Source organism: uncultured Meiothermus sp. (assembly GCF_937863175.1).
Taxonomy (GTDB): Bacteria; Deinococcota; Deinococci; order Deinococcales; family Thermaceae; genus Meiothermus.
Genome location: NZ_CALMCQ010000085.1, coordinates 1 through 18,254 on the forward strand (window position 1 = coordinate 1; position 18,254 = coordinate 18,254).

The 18,254-nt window shown below is 64.4% G+C and carries 32 protein-coding genes and 1 pseudogene; 12 read left to right on the forward strand and 21 right to left on the reverse strand.

Features of this window, described 5'->3' with window-relative positions; genetic code table 11:
• Window positions 1-114: 114 nt before the first annotated feature.
• The 21 genes from Q0288_RS03285 to Q0288_RS18025 form a co-directional block, all read right to left on the reverse strand.
• Window positions 115-1,392 (reverse strand): terminase family protein, encoded by a 1,278-nt coding sequence (locus tag Q0288_RS03285; protein WP_299427132.1) that lies wholly within the window; start codon window positions 1,390-1,392, stop codon window positions 115-117.
• A gap of 1 nt (window position 1,393) precedes the next feature.
• Entirely contained in the window at window positions 1,394-1,948 is a 555-nt protein-coding gene (locus Q0288_RS03290; RefSeq protein WP_299427135.1) for a phage protein Gp27 family protein, read from the reverse strand.
• Window positions 1,949-1,956: 8 nt separating this feature from the next.
• A complete protein-coding gene (locus tag Q0288_RS03295) occupies window positions 1,957-2,154 on the reverse strand; it encodes a hypothetical protein (RefSeq protein ID WP_299427138.1) in 198 nt (65 codons plus the stop codon).
• Complete coding sequence (locus Q0288_RS03300; protein ID WP_299427141.1) at window positions 2,151-2,507, reverse strand: hypothetical protein; 357 nt, start codon at window positions 2,505-2,507, stop codon at window positions 2,151-2,153. The genes Q0288_RS03295 and Q0288_RS03300 overlap by 4 nt, the downstream gene beginning before the upstream one ends.
• Window positions 2,508-2,513: 6 nt before the next feature.
• The gene (locus Q0288_RS03305) at window positions 2,514-2,762 is read right to left on the reverse strand and encodes a hypothetical protein (RefSeq protein WP_299427144.1); all 249 of its coding nucleotides are present in this window, start codon (window positions 2,760-2,762) and stop codon (window positions 2,514-2,516) included.
• 162 nt (window positions 2,763-2,924) lie between these two features.
• Window positions 2,925-3,131: a hypothetical protein gene (locus Q0288_RS03310; protein WP_299427147.1), complete on the reverse strand. Its 207-nt coding sequence runs from the start codon at window positions 3,129-3,131 to the stop codon at window positions 2,925-2,927.
• Window positions 3,112-3,522, reverse strand: coding sequence for a hypothetical protein (locus Q0288_RS03315; protein ID WP_299427151.1), 411 nt, complete (start codon window positions 3,520-3,522; stop codon window positions 3,112-3,114). Before Q0288_RS03315 ends, Q0288_RS03310 begins: the two co-directional genes overlap by 20 nt.
• Window positions 3,519-3,797, reverse strand: coding sequence for a hypothetical protein (locus Q0288_RS03320; RefSeq protein WP_299427154.1), 279 nt, complete (start codon window positions 3,795-3,797; stop codon window positions 3,519-3,521). Before Q0288_RS03320 ends, Q0288_RS03315 begins: the two co-directional genes overlap by 4 nt.
• Complete coding sequence (locus tag Q0288_RS03325) at window positions 3,794-4,138, reverse strand: hypothetical protein (RefSeq protein ID WP_299427157.1); 345 nt, start codon at window positions 4,136-4,138, stop codon at window positions 3,794-3,796. The genes Q0288_RS03320 and Q0288_RS03325 overlap by 4 nt, the downstream gene beginning before the upstream one ends.
• A 1-nt stretch (window position 4,139) precedes the next feature.
• On the reverse strand, window positions 4,140-4,544 hold the full coding sequence (locus tag Q0288_RS03330; protein ID WP_299427160.1) for a hypothetical protein: 405 nt from the start codon (window positions 4,542-4,544) through the stop codon (window positions 4,140-4,142).
• Entirely contained in the window at window positions 4,531-4,848 is a 318-nt protein-coding gene (locus Q0288_RS03335; protein WP_299427162.1) for a hypothetical protein, read from the reverse strand. Before Q0288_RS03335 ends, Q0288_RS03330 begins: the two co-directional genes overlap by 14 nt.
• Window positions 4,849-4,859: 11 nt before the next feature.
• Window positions 4,860-5,099: a hypothetical protein gene (locus Q0288_RS03340; RefSeq protein WP_299427165.1), complete on the reverse strand. Its 240-nt coding sequence runs from the start codon at window positions 5,097-5,099 to the stop codon at window positions 4,860-4,862.
• Window positions 5,096-5,458, reverse strand: coding sequence for a hypothetical protein (locus tag Q0288_RS03345; RefSeq protein ID WP_299427168.1), 363 nt, complete (start codon window positions 5,456-5,458; stop codon window positions 5,096-5,098). The genes Q0288_RS03340 and Q0288_RS03345 overlap by 4 nt, the downstream gene beginning before the upstream one ends.
• Window positions 5,459-5,607: 149 nt before the next feature.
• Entirely contained in the window at window positions 5,608-6,036 is a 429-nt protein-coding gene (gene mraZ / locus Q0288_RS03350) for a division/cell wall cluster transcriptional repressor MraZ (protein WP_299427171.1), read from the reverse strand.
• The gene (locus tag Q0288_RS03355) at window positions 6,033-6,467 is read right to left on the reverse strand and encodes a hypothetical protein (protein WP_299427174.1); all 435 of its coding nucleotides are present in this window, start codon (window positions 6,465-6,467) and stop codon (window positions 6,033-6,035) included. The genes mraZ and Q0288_RS03355 overlap by 4 nt, the downstream gene beginning before the upstream one ends.
• Entirely contained in the window at window positions 6,464-6,805 is a 342-nt protein-coding gene (locus tag Q0288_RS03360) for a hypothetical protein (protein WP_299427177.1), read from the reverse strand. The genes Q0288_RS03355 and Q0288_RS03360 overlap by 4 nt, the downstream gene beginning before the upstream one ends.
• Entirely contained in the window at window positions 6,802-7,272 is a 471-nt protein-coding gene (locus tag Q0288_RS03365; protein WP_299427180.1) for a hypothetical protein, read from the reverse strand. Before Q0288_RS03365 ends, Q0288_RS03360 begins: the two co-directional genes overlap by 4 nt.
• 94 nt (window positions 7,273-7,366) lie before the next feature.
• A complete protein-coding gene (locus Q0288_RS03370) occupies window positions 7,367-7,600 on the reverse strand; it encodes a hypothetical protein (protein WP_299427183.1) in 234 nt (77 codons plus the stop codon).
• The gene (locus tag Q0288_RS03375) at window positions 7,597-8,415 is read right to left on the reverse strand and encodes an AAA family ATPase (protein ID WP_299427186.1); all 819 of its coding nucleotides are present in this window, start codon (window positions 8,413-8,415) and stop codon (window positions 7,597-7,599) included. Before Q0288_RS03375 ends, Q0288_RS03370 begins: the two co-directional genes overlap by 4 nt.
• A gap of 46 nt (window positions 8,416-8,461) precedes the next feature.
• Window positions 8,462-10,162: a DDE-type integrase/transposase/recombinase gene (locus Q0288_RS03380; protein ID WP_299427189.1), complete on the reverse strand. Its 1,701-nt coding sequence runs from the start codon at window positions 10,160-10,162 to the stop codon at window positions 8,462-8,464.
• A gap of 564 nt (window positions 10,163-10,726) precedes the next feature.
• Window positions 10,727-10,969 (reverse strand): helix-turn-helix transcriptional regulator, encoded by a 243-nt coding sequence (locus Q0288_RS18025; RefSeq protein WP_366914720.1) that lies wholly within the window; start codon window positions 10,967-10,969, stop codon window positions 10,727-10,729.
• Between the two features lie 39 nt (window positions 10,970-11,008).
• Here Q0288_RS18025 and Q0288_RS03385 point away from each other — a divergent pair, with 39 nt between their 5' ends.
• The 12 genes and pseudogenes from Q0288_RS03385 to Q0288_RS03440 all read left to right on the forward strand — a co-directional run.
• Entirely contained in the window at window positions 11,009-11,710 is a 702-nt protein-coding gene (locus Q0288_RS03385) for a LexA family transcriptional regulator (RefSeq protein WP_299427192.1), read from the forward strand.
• A gap of 211 nt (window positions 11,711-11,921) precedes the next feature.
• Entirely contained in the window at window positions 11,922-12,230 is a 309-nt protein-coding gene (locus tag Q0288_RS03390; protein WP_299427195.1) for a hypothetical protein, read from the forward strand.
• Between the two features lie 110 nt (window positions 12,231-12,340).
• On the forward strand, window positions 12,341-13,324 hold the full coding sequence (locus Q0288_RS03395; protein WP_299427198.1) for a phage protease: 984 nt from the start codon (window positions 12,341-12,343) through the stop codon (window positions 13,322-13,324).
• Window positions 13,324-13,728, forward strand: coding sequence for a hypothetical protein (locus tag Q0288_RS03400; RefSeq protein ID WP_299427201.1), 405 nt, complete (start codon window positions 13,324-13,326; stop codon window positions 13,726-13,728). The genes Q0288_RS03395 and Q0288_RS03400 overlap by 1 nt, the downstream gene beginning before the upstream one ends.
• Window positions 13,729-13,740: 12 nt before the next feature.
• Entirely contained in the window at window positions 13,741-14,646 is a 906-nt protein-coding gene (locus Q0288_RS03405) for a Mu-like prophage major head subunit gpT family protein (RefSeq protein WP_299427204.1), read from the forward strand.
• A 9-nt stretch (window positions 14,647-14,655) separates the two neighbouring features.
• Window positions 14,656-15,102 carry a DUF1320 domain-containing protein gene (locus Q0288_RS03410; protein ID WP_299427207.1) on the forward strand — a complete coding sequence of 149 codons (447 nt, stop codon included), beginning with the start codon at window positions 14,656-14,658 and terminating at the stop codon, window positions 15,100-15,102.
• Window positions 15,102-15,374, forward strand: coding sequence for an HU family DNA-binding protein (locus tag Q0288_RS03415; protein ID WP_366914721.1), 273 nt, complete (start codon window positions 15,102-15,104; stop codon window positions 15,372-15,374). Before Q0288_RS03410 ends, Q0288_RS03415 begins: the two co-directional genes overlap by 1 nt.
• A 2-nt stretch (window positions 15,375-15,376) precedes the next feature.
• The gene (locus Q0288_RS03420) at window positions 15,377-15,859 is read left to right on the forward strand and encodes a phage virion morphogenesis protein (protein WP_299427210.1); all 483 of its coding nucleotides are present in this window, start codon (window positions 15,377-15,379) and stop codon (window positions 15,857-15,859) included.
• Entirely contained in the window at window positions 15,852-16,367 is a 516-nt protein-coding gene (locus Q0288_RS03425) for a hypothetical protein (protein WP_299427213.1), read from the forward strand. Before Q0288_RS03420 ends, Q0288_RS03425 begins: the two co-directional genes overlap by 8 nt.
• Entirely contained in the window at window positions 16,357-16,584 is a 228-nt protein-coding gene (locus Q0288_RS03430) for a hypothetical protein (protein ID WP_299427216.1), read from the forward strand. Before Q0288_RS03425 ends, Q0288_RS03430 begins: the two co-directional genes overlap by 11 nt.
• On the forward strand, window positions 16,581-17,993 hold the full coding sequence (locus Q0288_RS03435; protein ID WP_299427219.1) for a DUF2586 family protein: 1,413 nt from the start codon (window positions 16,581-16,583) through the stop codon (window positions 17,991-17,993). Before Q0288_RS03430 ends, Q0288_RS03435 begins: the two co-directional genes overlap by 4 nt.
• Before the next feature lie 12 nt (window positions 17,994-18,005).
• Window positions 18,006-18,254: pseudogene (locus Q0288_RS03440) on the forward strand (hypothetical protein); the annotation flags it as partial.

Here is an 18,254-nt window from a genome sequence, read left to right on the forward strand (position 1 = left end):
CAAGCCAAACCGCCTAGAACTGTTTTTACGTCCTTTCTAGGATTGAACCGAGGGGGAAAAACCCAGACCACAGCCAACACCCGGCTAGATTTTGCCCTGGCGCGGCCAGGCGGGCTAAAAGGTGCCCTGAAGCCTCTCTTCCCGACCGGCAAACCGGCTGCGCTGGACGGTGTGGTACTCGATGGGGCCCCGGACCCGGCCCCGGGCGTGTTTGGCCAGGGCCTTGGCCCAGAAATGATCGGCGTGACCAGCCTCGTTGCGCTCGGCGTCGTAGCGCACATTGCCCGCGCTGGTCAGGATGCGCTTGATGGAGTGCAGGCTCTGGCGCAGGGTCTGGTCGCCCCGGGGGATGCGCTCCTTGCGGTCCTCGAAGCCCAGGCGCAGGTTCTGGGCCAGGTCGGCCTTGGTCTGTAGGTTGAACTGCACCGGCTCCACCTTCCAGCCAAACCGGCGGCGGGCCTCCTCGGCCAGCATCTCGCCCATGCCGGTGCTGTCAATGCAGGCCCGGCGCACGCGCGGAATCAGGGCCAAGAGGGCCTCGAGCTGGGCGTGAAAGGGGGTGTTGTGCAGCTCGACAATTTTGCGGCACCAGGCCACATCGCCCACCACCTCATCAATCCAGATTACGGTCAGGTCGCGCCGCCGGGCGATATCCATGCCCAGGTAGGCATTTTCGGCGATCCACTCGTCCGACAGCGTGTCCGGGGACTCGGCGGCCAGAATCAGGTCGTAGGGGATAAAGGCGCTGGACTCGTCTAAAAACTCCAGCAGATACTCCTGCTGCCAGGCCAGGGGGTCGTTCAGGGCGATGCGCAGCTCCTCGGGGTCCACTGCCAGCCCATCGGCCACCGCATCGTAAATGCTGGTTTTGTGTCGGCTCCAGCCCTCGGCCTTGTGCCACAGCTCGGCAAACTGGTTGAGCTGGCCGTTGGGGGTGCTGGTGATGCGCACCTTGTAGCTGGGGTTGCGGGTGATGATGGGGAAAACCGCCCGCCAGATGCCCGCCGGGTCTTTGTGGAAGGCAAACTCGTCCAGGTTCAGGTTGCCGCTGTAGCCGCGCGCGGTGGCCGGGTTGGCGGGCAAGAACAGGTGGCGCGAGCCGTTGGGCAGCCGGTACTCGAACTGGGTCACCCGCTGCTCACCGTCGAAAAAGGTGTCTTCCAGGGCTTTGGCCGCGATCTGGTAGGCGTCCAGGTGTAGCTTGACCTTCTCGGCCAGCTCCAGGGTCTGCCGCTGGCCGCTGGCCAGGTGAATCCACAGGGTTTTGCGCTGCACGCTGTCGTCCACGGTCTCCAGGGTCGCGGCAAACGACTTGCCGATCTGCCGCGCCGCCAGCCAGATTTTGAAGCGGCTCCGGTCTTCCACCCAGCGTTTTTGATAGGGCAGCAGCATATTATTTGCTCAGTCCGTAAATTTCCTGCCGGATGGTCTCTAAGGTCTCGGGGTCCAGGTTGCGAGTGGCCAATTTGCCCACCACCTTGTCGGCGGCTGCGGCGGCCTGGTCTTTGGAGAACACCCGCTCGGCCTTTTCCAGGGCCAGGCTGGCCTGTACCGCCCGCACCCCGGTCAGTAGCATTCCGCCCACCGCCTTGGGCTCAATTTCGGCGGGGTCAAACTGCTCCAGGAATCGTAGCAGCTTGTGAATCAGCACGTTGGTAAAGGCTACCTGCAAGGACATCTGCTTGCCGGTGGATTTGCTGATGGCCTCCATCACCTGCTGGGCCTCCAGTGCGGCCCCCAGCGCGGGCAGCAGGTGGTTGGTGCGGTGGCGCGAGAGCCCGCCGGTGCTGATCTGTTCGCCCTGCTGGGCAGTCCAGATTACGATGTCCTCCACCCGCCAGACCGAGCCGTCCGGCTTTCGGGTCTCGCCCAGGAGCATCTGGTCTAGCTGGTCGCGCAATGGCGACTGGCAGACCTTGCACCGCGTGGACTGCACATAAATGGCCACTCACCCTCCTAGCGGGGCAGAACCCAGCCCACCAGGGCTGCGGCCAGCAATAGCAGGTAAAACCGCCAGCCAGGTTGGCGGGCAGTGCGCTGTATCAGCAGTTTTTCCAGGCCATCCAGCCGGGCCAGGATGTTGCGCTGGCTGCCCTGGGCCGCCAGCCGCAGGGCGGTAATCTCCTCCCGCATCTGGCGCAGCTCGTCGTTCACCGGCCCCTCCGGGGGAAAGCCACGCCGGGGTCGGAGATGTCACCGTTGCAGAGGTCAATGCCTCTGGCGGTGATCTCGGCGTACTCGAAGCCGCCCCGGCCATCGTTGCGCCAGGCCACCTGCAAATACTCCTTACCAGGGGCACTCAGGTAGCGCAGGATGGACTCGAGCTCGTCGTTGCTGGGAAGCTGGTGCAGCCCCTCCAGCGTTAGTTTGAGCGCCCGCTCGGGCAGGCGCCAGGGGGCATCGGGATAGAGCGGCTTGTCATCCAGCCCGGCGGCAAACAGGAAGAGCGCGTAGAGCACCTCCCCCCGCAGAATCTTAATTCGTTGTTGGCTTCCCAGTCTCGACATATGTCCTCACGGATTCAGGCCCCCAGGCAGTTTGACCCCCAGCAACGAAGCAATCAGCACCATAAACACCAGTGCGACCCGCCACAAATCCCCCTGTTGCCACCAGGGTGGCCGCCGATCGGGGATCCGCTCCAGCAGTTTTATGGCCAGCATCGTCTCGCGCATCTTGCGGATATGCTCCTTGCGTTCCGGTGTTGCCTGCGCCGCCAGTTCATCCAGCATGTCCTCCAGTAGTGAGCGTTCCAGTTCATTCATTCCGCCCCATAGCAAAGCCCCCACCGGAAGGTGAGGGCTAGGTTAGCTTCAGTATAGCGCTTTTTTGTGGGTTTTTGTTCAACTTTAGGCTTCAAGCTTTCGGCCTTCAGCTTTCAGCTATGGGCTATCGGCTATTGGCTATAGGCTAGAGGTTGGTGACATTTAGCGCGAATCGCCCAGCGGCTGGATCATAAACAGCGCCCGGTCGCCCACCCGCTTCCACCAGACCCAGGCCCCGTTGTAGCGGAACCAGTTATCCAGGAAGTGGCCGTCGGCGGTCACCGGATAGCCCCGCTGGGTCAGGCCCCGGTAGGCCGGTATGCAGCGGGCCTCGGCGTGTACGGCGGATTCAAATGGCCTCTGATACATTCCGCACCTCCTTGCAGACCCGGCGCAGCCGGTGCGCCAGCTCGCACACCTGTTCGGGCACGTTCGCGCGTTCGAACCGTCCGCGTACAGGCCGCCAACGGAACAACATGTTCCAGCGCGCGGTGTTCAGGTGTGCGTTCAGGGCCTCGCGTTCGGCGGGCGAGAGCTCGGCCAGGAACGACTCCAGGTCGCGCCTCCACAGCCGCAGCTCGTGCGCCCCGATCCGGGCGTCCGGCAGCTCGGGCACGAAGACCGCCAGATAGCTGGCCCGGTGGGGGTTGTGGCCGCCCAGTACCCTCTGCCAGGACTTGAGCCCCCGGCCCGCCATCCAGAGCGTCCGAACCACGTGTTCGGCCTGCCAGGTTGCGCGGTGTTCGGGGCGTTCGTTCACAGTTCCTCCGTCCAGGTCCAGGTACCAACATTTAGTTCCTCCAGCCGGGTACCGGCATCTAACGTGGCCAGATCGAAGGCCTCGAGTAGCTTGTGGTACTCCGACGCGGTGTCCCAGTGCTCGTAGTTGATGCCCAGCGCGCCTAAAGCTCTACGGATGGTTTCAACGATCTGCCACTGTATTTGCGCGGTCGCAACGTAGTGGCCTTTCGATTTAGGCGCCTCTCGTGCTACTCGAAGCGCTGCAAAAAGTAGATCTCGTTTGGTTTTGTTCACTTCAGCACCTCCCGCCCCAGGTCTTCAATCGGAGCATCGTCGCCCTGGGCCTTGCGCCAGTTGGGGCCGTAGATTGTGATGGAGTTGCCCTCCAGTATGCAGCGATAGTCGCTAACCGCGCCACCCTGGGTATGGCGCACAAAAAGCCGCTTACACGCATCCATAGCCGCCGGGGTCAGGTCTAGCTGGATTATCTGCCGACTGGCTGCGGCCAGCGCGGCCTGGGCTTGCAGCCGCTCGACCTCCAGCTTCTTCTCGGCCTCGTAAAATCCGATCAGCAGACCCACCACCGCAGCAGCCACCATGACCCAGGGCACGACCAAGAACCCGTCCCCTCGCATCTCACCACCTCCTGAGAGCCGTTTCAGCTTCAAAGAGCGCCTGCTGGATAGCCGCTGGTTGCTCAATCTCGCCCCACCTGAGCGTCCTGGCCTCACGGTAGGCCAGGCAGCGCTCCAGGCCGCTTTTTATGTAGCTCAGCGCGTAGGCCATGATGCGGTCGGCCTGGTCGGCGGAGTTGGCGATGTGATACCGCCGCGTCATGGGGTCAAAGCCCACGACCTCGGGAGGCACCCCCGGCTTGCTAGGCCGGGCCGAGAGCCGGGCGCACAGCTCCACCGCCTCCCGCATCTCGCGGTCACCCGCTCCAATTGCATGGGCCAGGGCGTCGCGGTCCAGGCCCGCCGGCCCAGCCTCCCACAAGGCCTGGTAGACCGCGCGGGCCAGGTCAAGCCTAGGGTCGCTCATCCCGCACCTCCCAGGTATAGGGCCCGTACATGGCCAGGTAGTCGCGCAGGGTGCGTCCAGAGATGGGCATCCACTCGGATAGCGCGTAAAGGTAGATGCTGTAGCGCGGCCCAACGCCAGCCGCGCCCGCCTCGCTGGTTTCGGGTCCGTCGTAGCGCACCCGGATGACCAGGTCGGCGCAGGAAAGTTCCACAATCTGGCCCTGGTGGCCGTGCAGCACCCGGAGGGCCTCGGCCAGGTTGCTGCTGCGGTCCTGCTTGCGTTCACCAGCGCGTTGTGCGGCCAGGGCACGGGCGCTAGGCATGGTCTACCTCCTCAGGCGGCGCAGTGAAAACACAGGATGTCATCCAGCCTCCCGGTGTTGCCGCACGTCGGGCAGATGTAGCCCTGCAGCCGCATAATCGAGCGGATGCGCTCGGCGGCCTCCAGGGCCTCGGCCACGTCGGCGTAAAGCTGAGCGCCATAGCGGTTGCCGTTCTGCTTGCAGACCCGCCCGTAGCGGCGGGCCTGGCTGGGGCTCAGCTTGCGCTCGTAGATGCGGTCCAGACCAGTCACGGCAGCTCCACCCCCTTCATCCGGTGCGGATTGCGAAGTGTGTCCTGCACCTGCTCGTCCGATGCCTGGCGGCCAAGCACGCCAAACAGGTCCAGTGCAACCAGGTGCGCGGCCATAATGCGCCTCGCTGCAAATTTGAGCTGCGAGGGCTCGACCTCGTTGGTCTCGGACAACTGCCGCGCCGCGTAGATGAGGTCGCTGGCGATGTCGTGCAGGTAGTAGTACAGGAGCTTCTCGGGCTCAATCTGCGCCTTGGCGACCAGGGCCTCGATAGCGTCCTGGCTGGCCTGATACGCCTCGTTCGGGAGGTGCTGGTTCTGCTGGGGCTGGGTCTGCTGGGGCTTGTTGGGCAGTTTCATGGTTCTCTCCTTGGTCTTTCGGCCCTAGGCTTTCGACCTTCGACCTATTGACGAGGGTTGCTTTTTGTCGCTGCGGCCCCGGCTGCGCTTGGGCTCTGCCTCGCCCCAGAGCGGGCGCAGGTCGGGGTCGCGGTATGAAGGGAAGGGTCTCATCGCAGCAGGGCCCGTACCGGCTCGGGTACGGCGTACTGGGCGCTGGACAGGCGGGTTAGCTCGGTGTCCCAGCGTTCGGGGTTCCAGAGCTCCAGCCGGGTTTTGAGGCCCAGCACCACCCCCTGGTGCTCGAGCTCGGCATAGTCGAGCAGCTGGGGCGTCAGGGCGATGCGCCCCGCCCGGTCGGGCCGGGTTTGCAGGGCCGCCCCGATAAAGAACCGGGCCAGGGCAACCGCCCTGGGGTTGTTGGCGGGCAGCTCGGTCAGGGCGGCTTCCAGCCGCCGCCAGGTGGCCAGCGGAAAGACGTACAGGCAGCCCTCCAGGCCCCGCGTTACCACCAGGCCGCCGGCCAGGGCGGGGCGGAACTCGGCGGGCAGCATCAGGCGGCCCTTTTCGTCCAGGGTGTGGTGGTGCTCCCCGATCACGACAGCACCCTCCCCCGGCCGGCCATGTCGGCGATGGTCTTTTCGTCCAGCTTTTTCTCGAAAATTTCGGCGGCGTAGGCCAGCAGGGCGGCGTACAGCGCTTTGCGCTCGTGTTCCAGGCCGTCCTTTTCAAAGGTCAGCTTGTCAATCTGCACCGCAATCTGCTCGGCCCGCTCGGCCAGGCCCTCGTAGTCCAGGTCTTCCAGCACCTGCACCTTCAGGTAGTCCGAGCGCTCGGCCTCGGATTTAAGGGTCTTGTAGCTCTCGCGCAGCCGCGCCCCCTGCCGCACATACACCTCGCGGCGCTCCAGATCTTTTTTCACCTTGTCGCGCTCGGCCCGCATGGCCACCAGCTGCCGGTTGATGCGGGTAATCTCGGCAGGTATCGAAAGCAGCCTGGTGCGGCGTTGTTCAGCGAAGTCGTGGGTCATGGTTGGCTCCTCCAGGTCTGGGAAATCTCGGCCTCGCTCGGGCGAGTCGCAAGCAGCACCCGCCGCAGCACCTGGCCGTACTTGCCGGCGTGTAGCTGGATCTCGGTCTGGGTGGCGATCACCTGCACGGTCTGGGTGGCGCCCATCTGACCGCTGGGGTCCAGGTTGCGCAGGGTGAGCACTGCGCCTTCCTGCAGCCAGGTGATGTCGCCCCGGATGTAGTTGATGGGGCGCTGGGGCCAGTCGCCCTCCGGGGTGGCCATGTAGAGCAGGGTGGCCACGTCGTCCAGCCGGGGGATGCGCTCGCCCGCCACCTCGATCTCGCGGCGTTTTTTCATGGCAGCACCCACCGGAGCGCCCCGGTGTGTGGCGCTAGCAACAGGGGCGGGCGTTGGCGGTCGCAGTGCCCGGCCCAGGGGGCTCTGGGGTCGTAGCGGCAGGGCTCCGCGAAAACCTTGAGCAGGTAGGTCAGGCCGTAGTGGTTCCAGCCCTCCACATGGCCCAGCTCGTATAGCTCCATAGCCGTTCGGAGTTCCTGCTCCTGCTGGTCGGTCAGCCAGGGGTGGTGGGGGTCAAAGTAGACCACCGTTCCGCCCAGGGTTACGCCGTAACCCCACCATCGCTGGTGCAGGGGGCCGTCGGAGATGCGAATAATGGTGATGGGGGTGAGGTAGAGAGCCGGGCTGCGCTGGGCCACAAACTCGGCGCTGAGGGCAAAGCCGCCCCCCACCACCTGGCCCCCGGCCAGCAGGCCAAAGGCCAGCGCAACCAGGCTCAGAATGCCCACCGGGGTCAGTTCGGGCATGGCTACCGACCCCCCCACCAGACAATGGCGTGGATGATGGCCACCATAAACGCGCCGGTAGTCACGTCCCGCAGCAGGTCTTTCACGCGGTGCTTCACAGCCGGCCTCCTTCTTTCCAGCGCTGCACGGTCTGGATGCAGTCGGCCAGGGCGGCCAGGGCCGCCAGCGGGCTGGGGGCCGCCGTGGGGGTCTTGTGGGTGTGGCCCGTCCACTGGTCGGTCACGCACACCAGGTAGCCGCCCTCCACGTGGAACCAGGCGGTGGTGAACCCCTCCAGCCGCAGTTCTTTGGCCAGGGCGCGGGCTTTGTCCAGGTCGTCTTCGGTCATGGCTGTCCTCCTCCGGCCAGGTTGAGTTTTTTGGCCACCGCCGTCACGTTCTTGGGGGCAAAGTTGGCGCGGTTTAGTCCCTTGTCGGCGTTCTTGCCGATAGCCCGGTCAATCTGCTTCATCAGGCGCAGCACGTCGCGCATCACCCCGCCGGTCAGGTCGTGGATTTTTTGCAGGCTGGCCCGGGGCAGGCCCGCCAGCAGGGGCATCTGGGCCAGCTCGTCGGCCTCTACCGGCTCGGCTTCGGCAATTACCCCGATGCGGCTCTCGATGTCGCGCCAGCGGCGAATCTGGGGGGCAAAGTCTTCGGTGGCGATCAGAATGAAAGTGCTGCTGGTCTCGTCGGCCAGATATTTGAGCACCTCGTAGCTGTCGCGTGGCATGCGCTGGGCCTCGTCCACCACCGCCACCATGCGCTTGGCCCCCAGCTGGGTGTGTACCGTGCCCAGCAGGTCGCGAAAGCGGCGGGTGCGGGTGATGTAGAGGTTCAGGGCCAGGTCTTCCAGCAGGGCGCCGGGCTCGTAGCTGGGCTGGGCGTGGATCCAGGCGGTGTTCAGGTCGGGCCACTGCTCCCGCACGTAGCGCAGAAAGTGCTTGGCGGTTACGGTTTTGGAGCAGCCCGCCGGGCCGGTCACCAGCGCGAAGGGGAACTGGTCTTCCACCGCGTCGCGCAGCCGGGCGGCAATAATGCGGGTGGCGCGGGTCTGCACAAAGTCCACCTCGTCGTCCAGCACGTCGCCGTACTCGCTGGCCAGCCAGTCTTCCACGATCTTGTCTACGTCTGCCGGGTTGATGTAGTCTTGTGTCTGAGCCATACTCTCTCCTTTGGTTCCATTTGCTTCGACGGGGTGGGTGGTAGCCCTAAGCCCCGTTGGAGCCGGTGTCGGGCCTGGGCGACAGGTCCAGCTCGTCGTCCAGGGTGAAGCCCTGGGCCAGAAAATCGGCCACGGCTTCTTCGGCCTCGCGCTGAGCGGCGCTATGGGTAGCCAGCGCCACCTGGGGGCCGGAAATTTGCAGGGGTTGGATCTCGGGTTTGGGCAGCTCGGGGGCCGCGCGCTCCAGGGCCTGGTCGTGCCGGTAGGTCGGGTTCATAAACTGGGCCCTTATCTCGTCGGCAGCGGTGTGGATGTCGCGGATGTGCTGTCGCAGTTTGCGGCGGTGCTCGCGGGCCTCATCGCCCAGGGCGTTCCAGTTCTGGCTCTGGAGGGGGCCCAGAATTTCCAGGGTGCCGTCGCGGCGCGGCAGGGCCACCGACAGCTCGGCGGCGGGCAGTATCTCGTTGATCAGCACCACCACCTCCATGCCCTGGTAGCGGACCAGGCTGCCATCGGCCAGACCCCAGGGGCGGCCGCGCAGGGTGATGGTGCCGTTGCCGCGCACCCGGCGCTTCTCCTGGCGGGCAAACAGCAGCATCAGGTCGCCAAAGTGATACTGGGCCCGGCTGGCGGCGGGGGCGGTCTGGACAAACCACTCCTCGCGGGTTTTGCTGCCCCGAATCAGCGACTTGTGGTAGTCGCGGGTCAGCCAGAGCAGGGCCTGATATTTGAACTCTTCCTCGGTGAGAAGGCGCTCGGGGTAGGGGTCGGGGCCGCACTGGGCCATCCAGCGCCGGGTGTTGTGCAGGTAGCGGGCAATCTGCTGGTGGTCGCGCTCGTGTACGTCCGAGCCGGCATAGCCGCTCAGGCCGGCCTCGAACTGCTGGTGGAACAGGCCAAAGAAACGCTCGATGTTGCCCCGGCTGTGCGAGACATAGGGGCGGGAGTGAACAGACTCGATCTCGAGGTCGGACAGAATGCGCTCGCTTTTCTCCGAGCGGTACACCTTGCCGTTGTCCCAGTAGATCTGGTCGGGGCGGCCCCAGACCGGCCAGTGCTGGTCCCAGGGCTGGGGCTTTTCCAGCAGGGCCAGCATCAGCATCCGGTCGGTGGCGGCCTGGTCCTCATCGCGCGAGAAGGTAAACCCTGCCACCGCCCCCGAGAACACGTCTATGGCCGCGTGGATGCGCAGCCGCAGCACGCTGTTGGAATAGGGGTCGTAGACGAAGGTGTCGCACCTGGTCATGTCCACCATCCAGAGCTGGTTGGCCCGCTCGGTTAGCACGTGACCACTCCAGACCCGCAAATGCTCCTTGCGGGCCTTGTCGTCCATCAGGGTGGCCCGCAGCACCGGGTCGGCCTCCATCAGTTGGCGGATGCGCCGGATGGTGCCGGGCGAGAGCCGGTTCACCTCGCGGGCATTGGGGTAGGGCCGGTACAAGAGCAGGCTGGGGTCGTTGAGCTCGAGCACCCGGCGGATGCGCGGGGCCGAGTAGCGTGGGTAGAGCATCCACAGACCGACCACCATCTGTTGCAGCTCGGGCGGCAGCCGAAAGGTGCCCAGGTCGCGGCGGGGCCTGCGGGCCAGGTCGGCCTCGGGCTGGCGGGCCTGGGCCAGCCGGTCCAGCAGCCGCTGGATCTGCCGCCGCGAGTAGCCGTGCTGCCGCGCGGCCTGGTCCAGCAGGCGGCTGCGCTCCCCCGGCCCGGCAGCCTGGTAGGCCCGCGCCAGAGGAATCAACCAGGCCACAATCTGCCTGGCCCGCTCGCGGTGATGGGCCGGTATCGCCGCCGGGTTTCTTAATCTTTGGCTCTCATAAATGGCCTCTGGCGGATGTGTATTTGGTGAGAGATTTTGGTGGGTAGTCTGCGGTTTTTCGGTGGACTTAGGGTCTGTCCCAGTGACCCCGGCTTGTCCCAGTGACCCGACACCGTGTGATAGCTCGCACTCAACCTCATACGACGTCCTGGACGGCTTTTGAGTCACTGTGACACTGCCAGCACCCGGGCAGGAGATTAAGAGGTTTGATGAGGGGTTTTCGTGTCCCAGTGACTTTATGAGAACCGGAGTCACTGTGCCAAGTTGTCCCAGTGACTCCCCTGTGATCCGCTTAGGTTCCTGGAGAACTCTAACCAAGTCATTTAAATCCACCATTCGCTTTCGGGTTGCCCCCCCGGTTCGAGTTCGGACTTCGACTAGGCTCGAGCTCAGGGTTTTGCTGGCCAGCAGTCGCTTGATAGTCCGCTCGGACACGCCGAGCCGCTGAGCAGCATCGGAAATAGAGACGAATCTAGTTTCATCGGTCATGTTGAGTTACTCCTCGGAGTGAGTTTCCGCTGGCAAAAAGTAGCTTATGGGCTTGTGTAATGCTCGAGACAGCCTGGCGGCCGTTCTCACAGTCAGCCCTCGTTGCCCCCGTTTGCCCCCCAGTAGCATAGCAACATGGCCCGTTGAAAGGTGCGCCTCACGCGCTAGATCGGCCTGTGTCAGACCGCGTTCCAGCAGCGCCGTGCGGATTCGTTCTGCCAATGTGTCGGTAGGTCGCTTTACTCCCATGTGTGAGTAGTCTACACTTACACGCGGGAGTAAGTCAATATGCCAAAACCAAAGCGTCACGACCTGAAGGGTCCATTCAACGACGAGATTCGGCGTGTGATGGACGAGCGTGGTTGGACAAAATTGGAGCAGTTTGCCGACCACTTTGGCATCGGTCGCACCACGGTATATACCCTGGTACTGGGGAGACACACCGCCCAGGGTGAGTGGATAAAGCCCAGTCTGGATACATTAATCCGACTTGCAAGGGCTTTGCAGCGCCCTGTAGACCATTTGTTAGAGCGTTTGTACCCAGAACTTGACTTGCCAAAACCATCAGCCCAACTTGGCGCAAAAGATGCCGTAATGGTCCCGGTGGTTGGCATTGTCGGCGCCGGGCCGGGCCAGAGTGTGGAGCGGGAGACCAGCGCGGTCTTTGTGCCCAACCGGGTGGCCAGGGGCAAGCGGCTGGCGGCCTACCAGGTGCAGGGCGACTCGATGTGTGCCGGCAAGCGGCCCATCTGCGATGGCGACCTGGTGGTGGTGAACCGCAACGACAAAGGGGCCAGCGAACAGGTGGTGGTGGCCCGGCTGGCCGATGGCAGCTATGTCTGCAAGGCCCTCAAGGACGACCGCTTTGGCCGGCGCTTGATGTCGCTAAACCCCCTGTATACTAACAATGCCCCTCCCATCATCCCCGCCGAGCATGTGGATGAAATCATCGGGCGGGTGGTCTGGGTGCAGGGGGCGGTTGATAGCTGATAGTTGATAGCTAATAGCCTAAAGCTGAAAGCTAAAAGCATTAGGTTTTCAGTCTTCAGCCTTTATTTGACCTGCGACCTGTGACCTGAGACCTGCGACATTCTATTCACAGCCCACTGCGACGTGCTATAGTAGAGCTAACCTAGCCAACTTACCCCCGGGGGAAACCCGGGGGTTTTGGTTTGGCAGTTTTGAGAGAGGAGGTGGGCACGTGCTAAACAAGTTTGGGTCGGTTTTGTCGGTGGTCAAGCTGGTCTATGCCGCTATCAGTCTGATCGTGCTGGTGGTCGAGGACATCATGGACGGCCAGCCGGGGGCGCAGAAGAAGGAGGCTGCCATCGCCCGCATCAAGGAGGTGGTGACGGCCATTCTCGGCTTCTGGCCCTCGTGGATTCCCGATGCGCTGCTGGGCGTGATTATTGACTGGGTGGTGGGTCGGTTCAACACCGATGGCACCTTTCGACCGGGCAGCAGCGCTCAGGTCAGCGCCCCCGCCAGCGCCGGAGGCAGGCAGTCGTAAATCATGGCCACTCTCGCCCGATACCGCACGGCTGGAGAACCGCGCCTACTGGCGACTCAAGACGCGGCAGCCGCTAAGGTTATTCGACGGGCTGCCGCAGGAGGTGCAGTTTGCACACCCTGACCTATTCCGGCAGCACTTCGCCGATGTCCTGGCAGGCCGGTTCGCCGGGCCGCATTCCCCTGCACCCCTGGGGTGAGTTTTTTGGCAACGGCCGCCGGTTTGTCTTCGACGAGGCCAGCCTGGCGGCGGTTCGTCAGCAGCTCGCTACCCAGGGCCGGCCCTGGGTGCTGGACTGGCACCACGCCACCCTGGACGCAGAGCAGGGCAAGCGCGACAAGGCGCCAGCGGCGGGCTTCGTCTACGACCTGGTGGTAGAGGAGGGCTATGTCTACGGCCTGGTCGAGTGGACCCCCGAAGGAGCGCTGGATGTAGTCAAGGGTGCGTTTGGCTTCATATCCCCGGTACTGATGCACACCGAAGATGGGCATATCGTGGGATACCACTCCCACGCGCTAACCAACCGGCCCGGCACGCACTGGCAGCGCCGGATCGGCCTGGAGGAAAAGATGGACTGGTTGAAACAACTATTAGGGCTGGCCCAGGACGCCACCGAAGAGCAGACCAAAGCTGCTCTGGAGGCCCTGACGGCCAGGGCAAAGCTGGGCGACCTGCTGGTGCAGGCGCTACAGCTCACCGACACCAGCCTCACCCCCGAGCTGCGGGGCCGGGTAATCCGGCTGGCCGCCAGCGAGGGCGTGATGGAGGAAGTAAAAACCCTGCGGGCGCAGCTCGAGCAGGATCGGCAGGAGCGCGACCAGAACCGCGTCGCAAGTCTGGTAGAGGCCGCGCTGGAAGATGGGCGCATCCTCGAAACTCAAAAAGCTACCTTTTTGCGCCTGGCGGCACAGGACTTTGAGGGCGCCAAAGCCGCGCTGGAGGCCCTGCCCAAGCGGGTCCCCACCGGCCTGCCTGCGCTCAACAAGCAGCCCGCCCAGGCCCAGGCCACCCGGCTCAGCGACAACGACCTGGCCGTGGCCAGAATTGTGGGCGTCTCGGAAGAGGCCCTCAAGAAGTATGGAGGTGATGAGTAATGCCGCCTGCCATCGCACCCCGCGACACACCCGAGCGTGACGGCCAACTATTTTCTGTGCCCGTGGGCGCCAACCGCCACATCTGGCAGGGCACCCTGGTGGTCTCCGATGCCGGCTGGGCCGCCCCTGGCCGCACCGCGCTAAACCTCAGAGTAATTGGCCGGGCCGAAGAGAACGCCAACAACACCGGCGGGGCCAACGGCGCCATCCGCGTCCTGGTGCGGCGTGGGGTCTTCAAGTTCGACAACGACCCCGCCGACCTCGTTACCCAGGCCGAGCTCTGGGCCGACTGCTTCATCACCGACGACCAGACCGTCAGCCGCACCAACGGCACCAACACCAAAAGCCGCGCCGGCCGGGTGGTGGGCCTGGACGCCGATGGGGTCTGGGTAGACACCAGATAAGGAGGGTAAGCTGTGATTATAAACGCCGAAAATCTGGCCAGTCTGCGCCGCAATTTCCGCGCACTGGCCTACGAGAGCCTGGCCCGGGTAGACCTGCAGTGGCGCAATATCGCCATGCTGGCCCCCAGCAACACCGGCTCCAACACCTACGGCTGGCTGGCCGACGTGCCGGGGATGAAAGAGTGGGTGGATGAGCGGGAGATCAAAAACCTCTCCGAGTCCAGCTACAACATCCGCAACCGCGACTTCGAGCTGACCGTGGCCGTGCACGAGAATGACATCGCCGACGACAACCTGGGAGTCTACACCCCCATGTTCCAGATGCTGGGCGAAGAAGTGGCCTACCACCGCGACCAGCTGGTCTTCGATGTGCTCCGCGACGGTTTTACCCAACTTGGTTACGATGGTGTAACCTTCTTCGCCACCAACCACAAGGTGGGCAAGGCCAACGTCTCCAACCGCAGCGCCCTTCCCCTCACCGCCGCCAACTTCGAGACCGCCCTGGCCCAGATGCAGCAGATGCGCAACGCCGCAGGCCGCCCCATGCGCCTGTTCCTGGGCACCGGCGAGCGGGCCCCGCTGCTGGTGGTGGGCCCCACCCTGCGCTCCACCGCCGAGAGTATCGTGGCCATGCGCACCCTGGCCGCCGGAGGCGACAACCCCAACTACCAGAAAGCCCGGCTGCTGGTGGTGCCGGAGCTGTCCGGTGCCTCGGCCAACCACTGGTTCCTGCTGGAGACCAGCCGCGCGGTCAAGCCCCTGATCCTCCAGGTGCGCACCGAGCCGCGCTTTACCGCGCTGGACCGGCCCACCGACGAGAATGTCTTCACGCGCAAAGAGTACGTCTACGGCTTCGACGACCGAAAGAACGCCGGTTATGCCTTCTGGCAGCTGGCCTACGGCAGCACTGGCGCATAAGGAGCATAGGTGTTTAGCCTAGCCGATGTCCGGGCCAACCTCGCCGAGGATGTGCTGATCTATCTCGTGGACGACGAGAACCTCAAGACCATCTCTCCGGCGGGCGAGGCCCGCATTTTAGAGGACATCCGCAAGGCCCTGGCCGAGGTTAACTCCTATGTGGCCCAGCGCTACGCCCTGCCCCTGCCCGAGACCCCCGATGTCCTGCGGGACAAAGCAATGGACGTGGTGCGCTACAAGCTGTTCTCCAGGCGCGGTATCCGGCCGGGCACCGCCGACGAGACCATCCGCACCAACTACGAGGATGCCGTCAAGTGGCTGCGCGACCTGGCCGTGGGCCGCACCAGCCTGACCTTTTCAACCGGCGGCGCCGGGCCCACCGCCTCCAGCGAGGCCGTGGCCCGGATCACCGCCGACGAACGGGTCTTCTCGCGCAAAAAAATGGAGGGTTTCTGATGACTAAAACCGATCTGGTCGAGGCCGTGGCCGCTCAGACTGGCCTCCGTAAACTGGCTGCACACGCGGCCATCGAAGCTCTGCTTCTCTCCATCCAGGCCGCGCTCGCCGACGGCCAGGCCGTCAGCCTGCCCGGCTTTGGCAGCCTCGAACTGGCCGACCGTAAAGAGCGTCTGGGTGTGCGGCCTGGTACCAGCGAGCCTATCATCATCCCGGCCAAACGGGTGGTGGTCTTCCGTGCGGCCAAGGCCCTGAAAGACGCGGTGAGGTAGATATGGGCGTGCGCATCCAGGGCGATCTGAAGGAGCTGAACCGCAGGGTGCGGTCTCTCGCCCAGGTTCGCCTGGATCGCGTAGCAGCCAATGTTGGCGAGGCCCTGGTCTCCTCCACCATCCAGCGCTTCATGGAGCAAAAAGACCCCACTGGGCAGCCCTGGCAGCCCCTGGCAGCCGCTACGGTAGCGCCCAGGGCGCGGGACTTTACCAAGGGCGGCAGGCTGCGCAAGGGCGTGGAAGAGCGGCTACAGGGCCGCAAAATCCTGATTCAGAGCGCCCGGCTGCGCAACTCCATCACCTCCAAGCGCGATGGCACAGCAGTAGCAGTAGGCACCAACGTGGTCTATGCGGCCATCCACCAGTTCGGCGGCATGGCCGGTCGCGGCCGTCGGGTGCGCATCCCGGCCCGCCCCTACCTGGGCGTCTCCCGGGCCGACCAGGCCGAGATCACCCGCATTCTGCAGGAGGAGTTAGGTGCTTAACCTGGTCCGCCAGCACCTGACCACAGGCCTGGCCCACACCGGCCTGCCGGAGCGTTTTATCCGCCAGGAGCAGCGCAGCCGGGGCGAGGCCTTTCCCACCGACCTCTCGGCCTACCTCTACCCCCTCCAGGGCAGCTTGGAGCGGGCCGGAAAGCGCCTATCCATCACCCCGCCGCCAGGCCGGCGCACCCGGCGCTGGCTCTGGCTGGGTTCCGCCCGCATGCGCTGCGAGCTGTACGCCCGCCATGAAAACGAACTGAACCAGATTCTGCAGGGCTTTCTGACCTGGCTCTTCGACAACACCTTTGTGGACGCGTCGGGGGTCAGGTTCAGTATACCTGCTGAAACCATCGGCTTTACCTACCAGGATGAAGAAGGAGTCCTCATCTCCCAGAACGGGATCTGGCTCGAGATCCCGGTCGAGATCGGCATCTACCGCGACATCAACTGGATCCCCATCTCGGTACACCTCGAGTACGAAATTGAAGGAGGCGCAAGTGGCGAATAACGAAAATAAGTCCGTCGCCGAGCTGCCCACCGTGGAGCAGCTGGCAGACCAGCACGCTATTCCGGCCTGGACCTTAGCAGGCGTCCGGGTGCGCGAAGGCTGGCCGGTCGGTCAGCGGGTCGCGGAGAGCGAGTTCGTCGCAGCAGTAGAGCGTTTTCTCACCGGGCCCACTGATGGGCCTGGCCCAGTAAAGCGCAAGAAGGGGGTTGACGCATGAGCAGGCTACCGGGCGTATATCCCACCATTCAAGACGGCGGCCTGGGCGCCATTGCCCCCGCCGGCGACGGCCAGCGGGTAGTGGTAGGCGTCTCCTCGGCTGGCCCGCTCAACCAGGTGCTGGGCCTGGCCGACCTGGCCCAGGTGCCCGGCCTGCTGGGTACGGGGCCGCTGGCCCGGGCGGTCGCCGACCAGCTGGCTTTTGGCGGCGGCCAGGTCTTCGCAGTGCGGGCCACTGCCGACATCGCTGGTGTGGTTACTCCCGACGCCGGCAACCCGGCTACACCAGCAGTTACCGTCACCGGCGCACCTCTCGACGCCTACGAACTGGTGGTCACCATCACCCGCGCGGGCGCGGTCGGCACCGCCACCTTTATTTACAGCCTGGACGGCGGCGACTCGGTCAGCGTCGAGCTCGCCACCGCCGCAACAGTGGCTCTACCCGGCACCGGCCTCTCGCTCAACTTCGCGGCTGGTACTTATGTCCTGAACAACGTCTACCGCTTTGGCATCACCGCACCCAGGGCCAGCGTCAGCAACGTCCAGACCGCAATCCAGGCCGCCCTGGGCTCCGGCTTCCTCTACGAATACATCCAGCTGGCCCAGCCCTCCGACTCGGCCATGTGGGCCGCGCTGGATGCCCTGGCGATTGAAGCCGAAAATGCCTTCCGCTACATCTACTTCGTCGCCGAAACGGTAGCACCCGGCACAGACCCCAATGCCTGGGTCAACGCACGCCTGACCGAAAAGGCCGCCTTTGCCTCCACACGAGTGCAGCTGGTAGCCGCCTACGGCGAGGTGGTGGACACCCTGAGCGGCCGGCTGAATATCCAGAGTCTGGCCTCGCGCATCGCTGCCCGCAGCAGCCGCAACCCCGTCCATATCAAGACCGCCTGGGTGCAGCAAGGCCCCCTTTCGGGCCTGGTGGTGCCGGCTCCCTTTACCACCGACCAGTATGGCAAATACACCTCCTTCAACAACGCCCACGCCCTGGCCCTGGATCAGGCCGGTTTCACCACCATCTATAAGCTGATCGGTCGCGACGGCTGGTTCGTGGTCGAAGACCGGATGGCGGCAGCCGCCACCAGCGACTACCGCATCGTGCCCAACCGCCGGGTGATGAACAAGGCCACCACCCAGGTGCGCCAGGCCCTGCTCGACTTCGTGCAACAAGGTGTAGACCCCACCGATCTCAACGCCTCGCTAGCTGCCCTGGTAGCCCGCTCCAACACTCCCCTGCGAGTCATGCAGACCGAGGGTGAAATCGCCCGGGGACGGGTCATCATCCCACCCGGACAGAATATTCTGGCCAGCTCCCACCTGATTGTGCGGGTGCGCATCGTCCCGCTGGGCTACCTGCGCGAGATCACCCTGGACATCGGCTTCGAGAACCCCTTTTTGGCGGCCTGAAGGAGGTGACACATGATTAACGGCAGATACTACGACTGGGAGCACATCACCATCAATCTCAAGTCCCGCACCCTGGTAGATGTCAAATCCATCAGCTACGGCGACGAGCGCGGAGCCGAGAAGGTCTGGGGCAAGGGCCTGCGGGCCCGGGGCTACCGCCTGAAGCGCTACAACGGCAAGGATGGCTCCCTGGTGCTGCTGCGCGAGGAGTATGATCAGATGCTCCAGGACGCCGACATCCAGTCCAAAGGCCTCTACGGG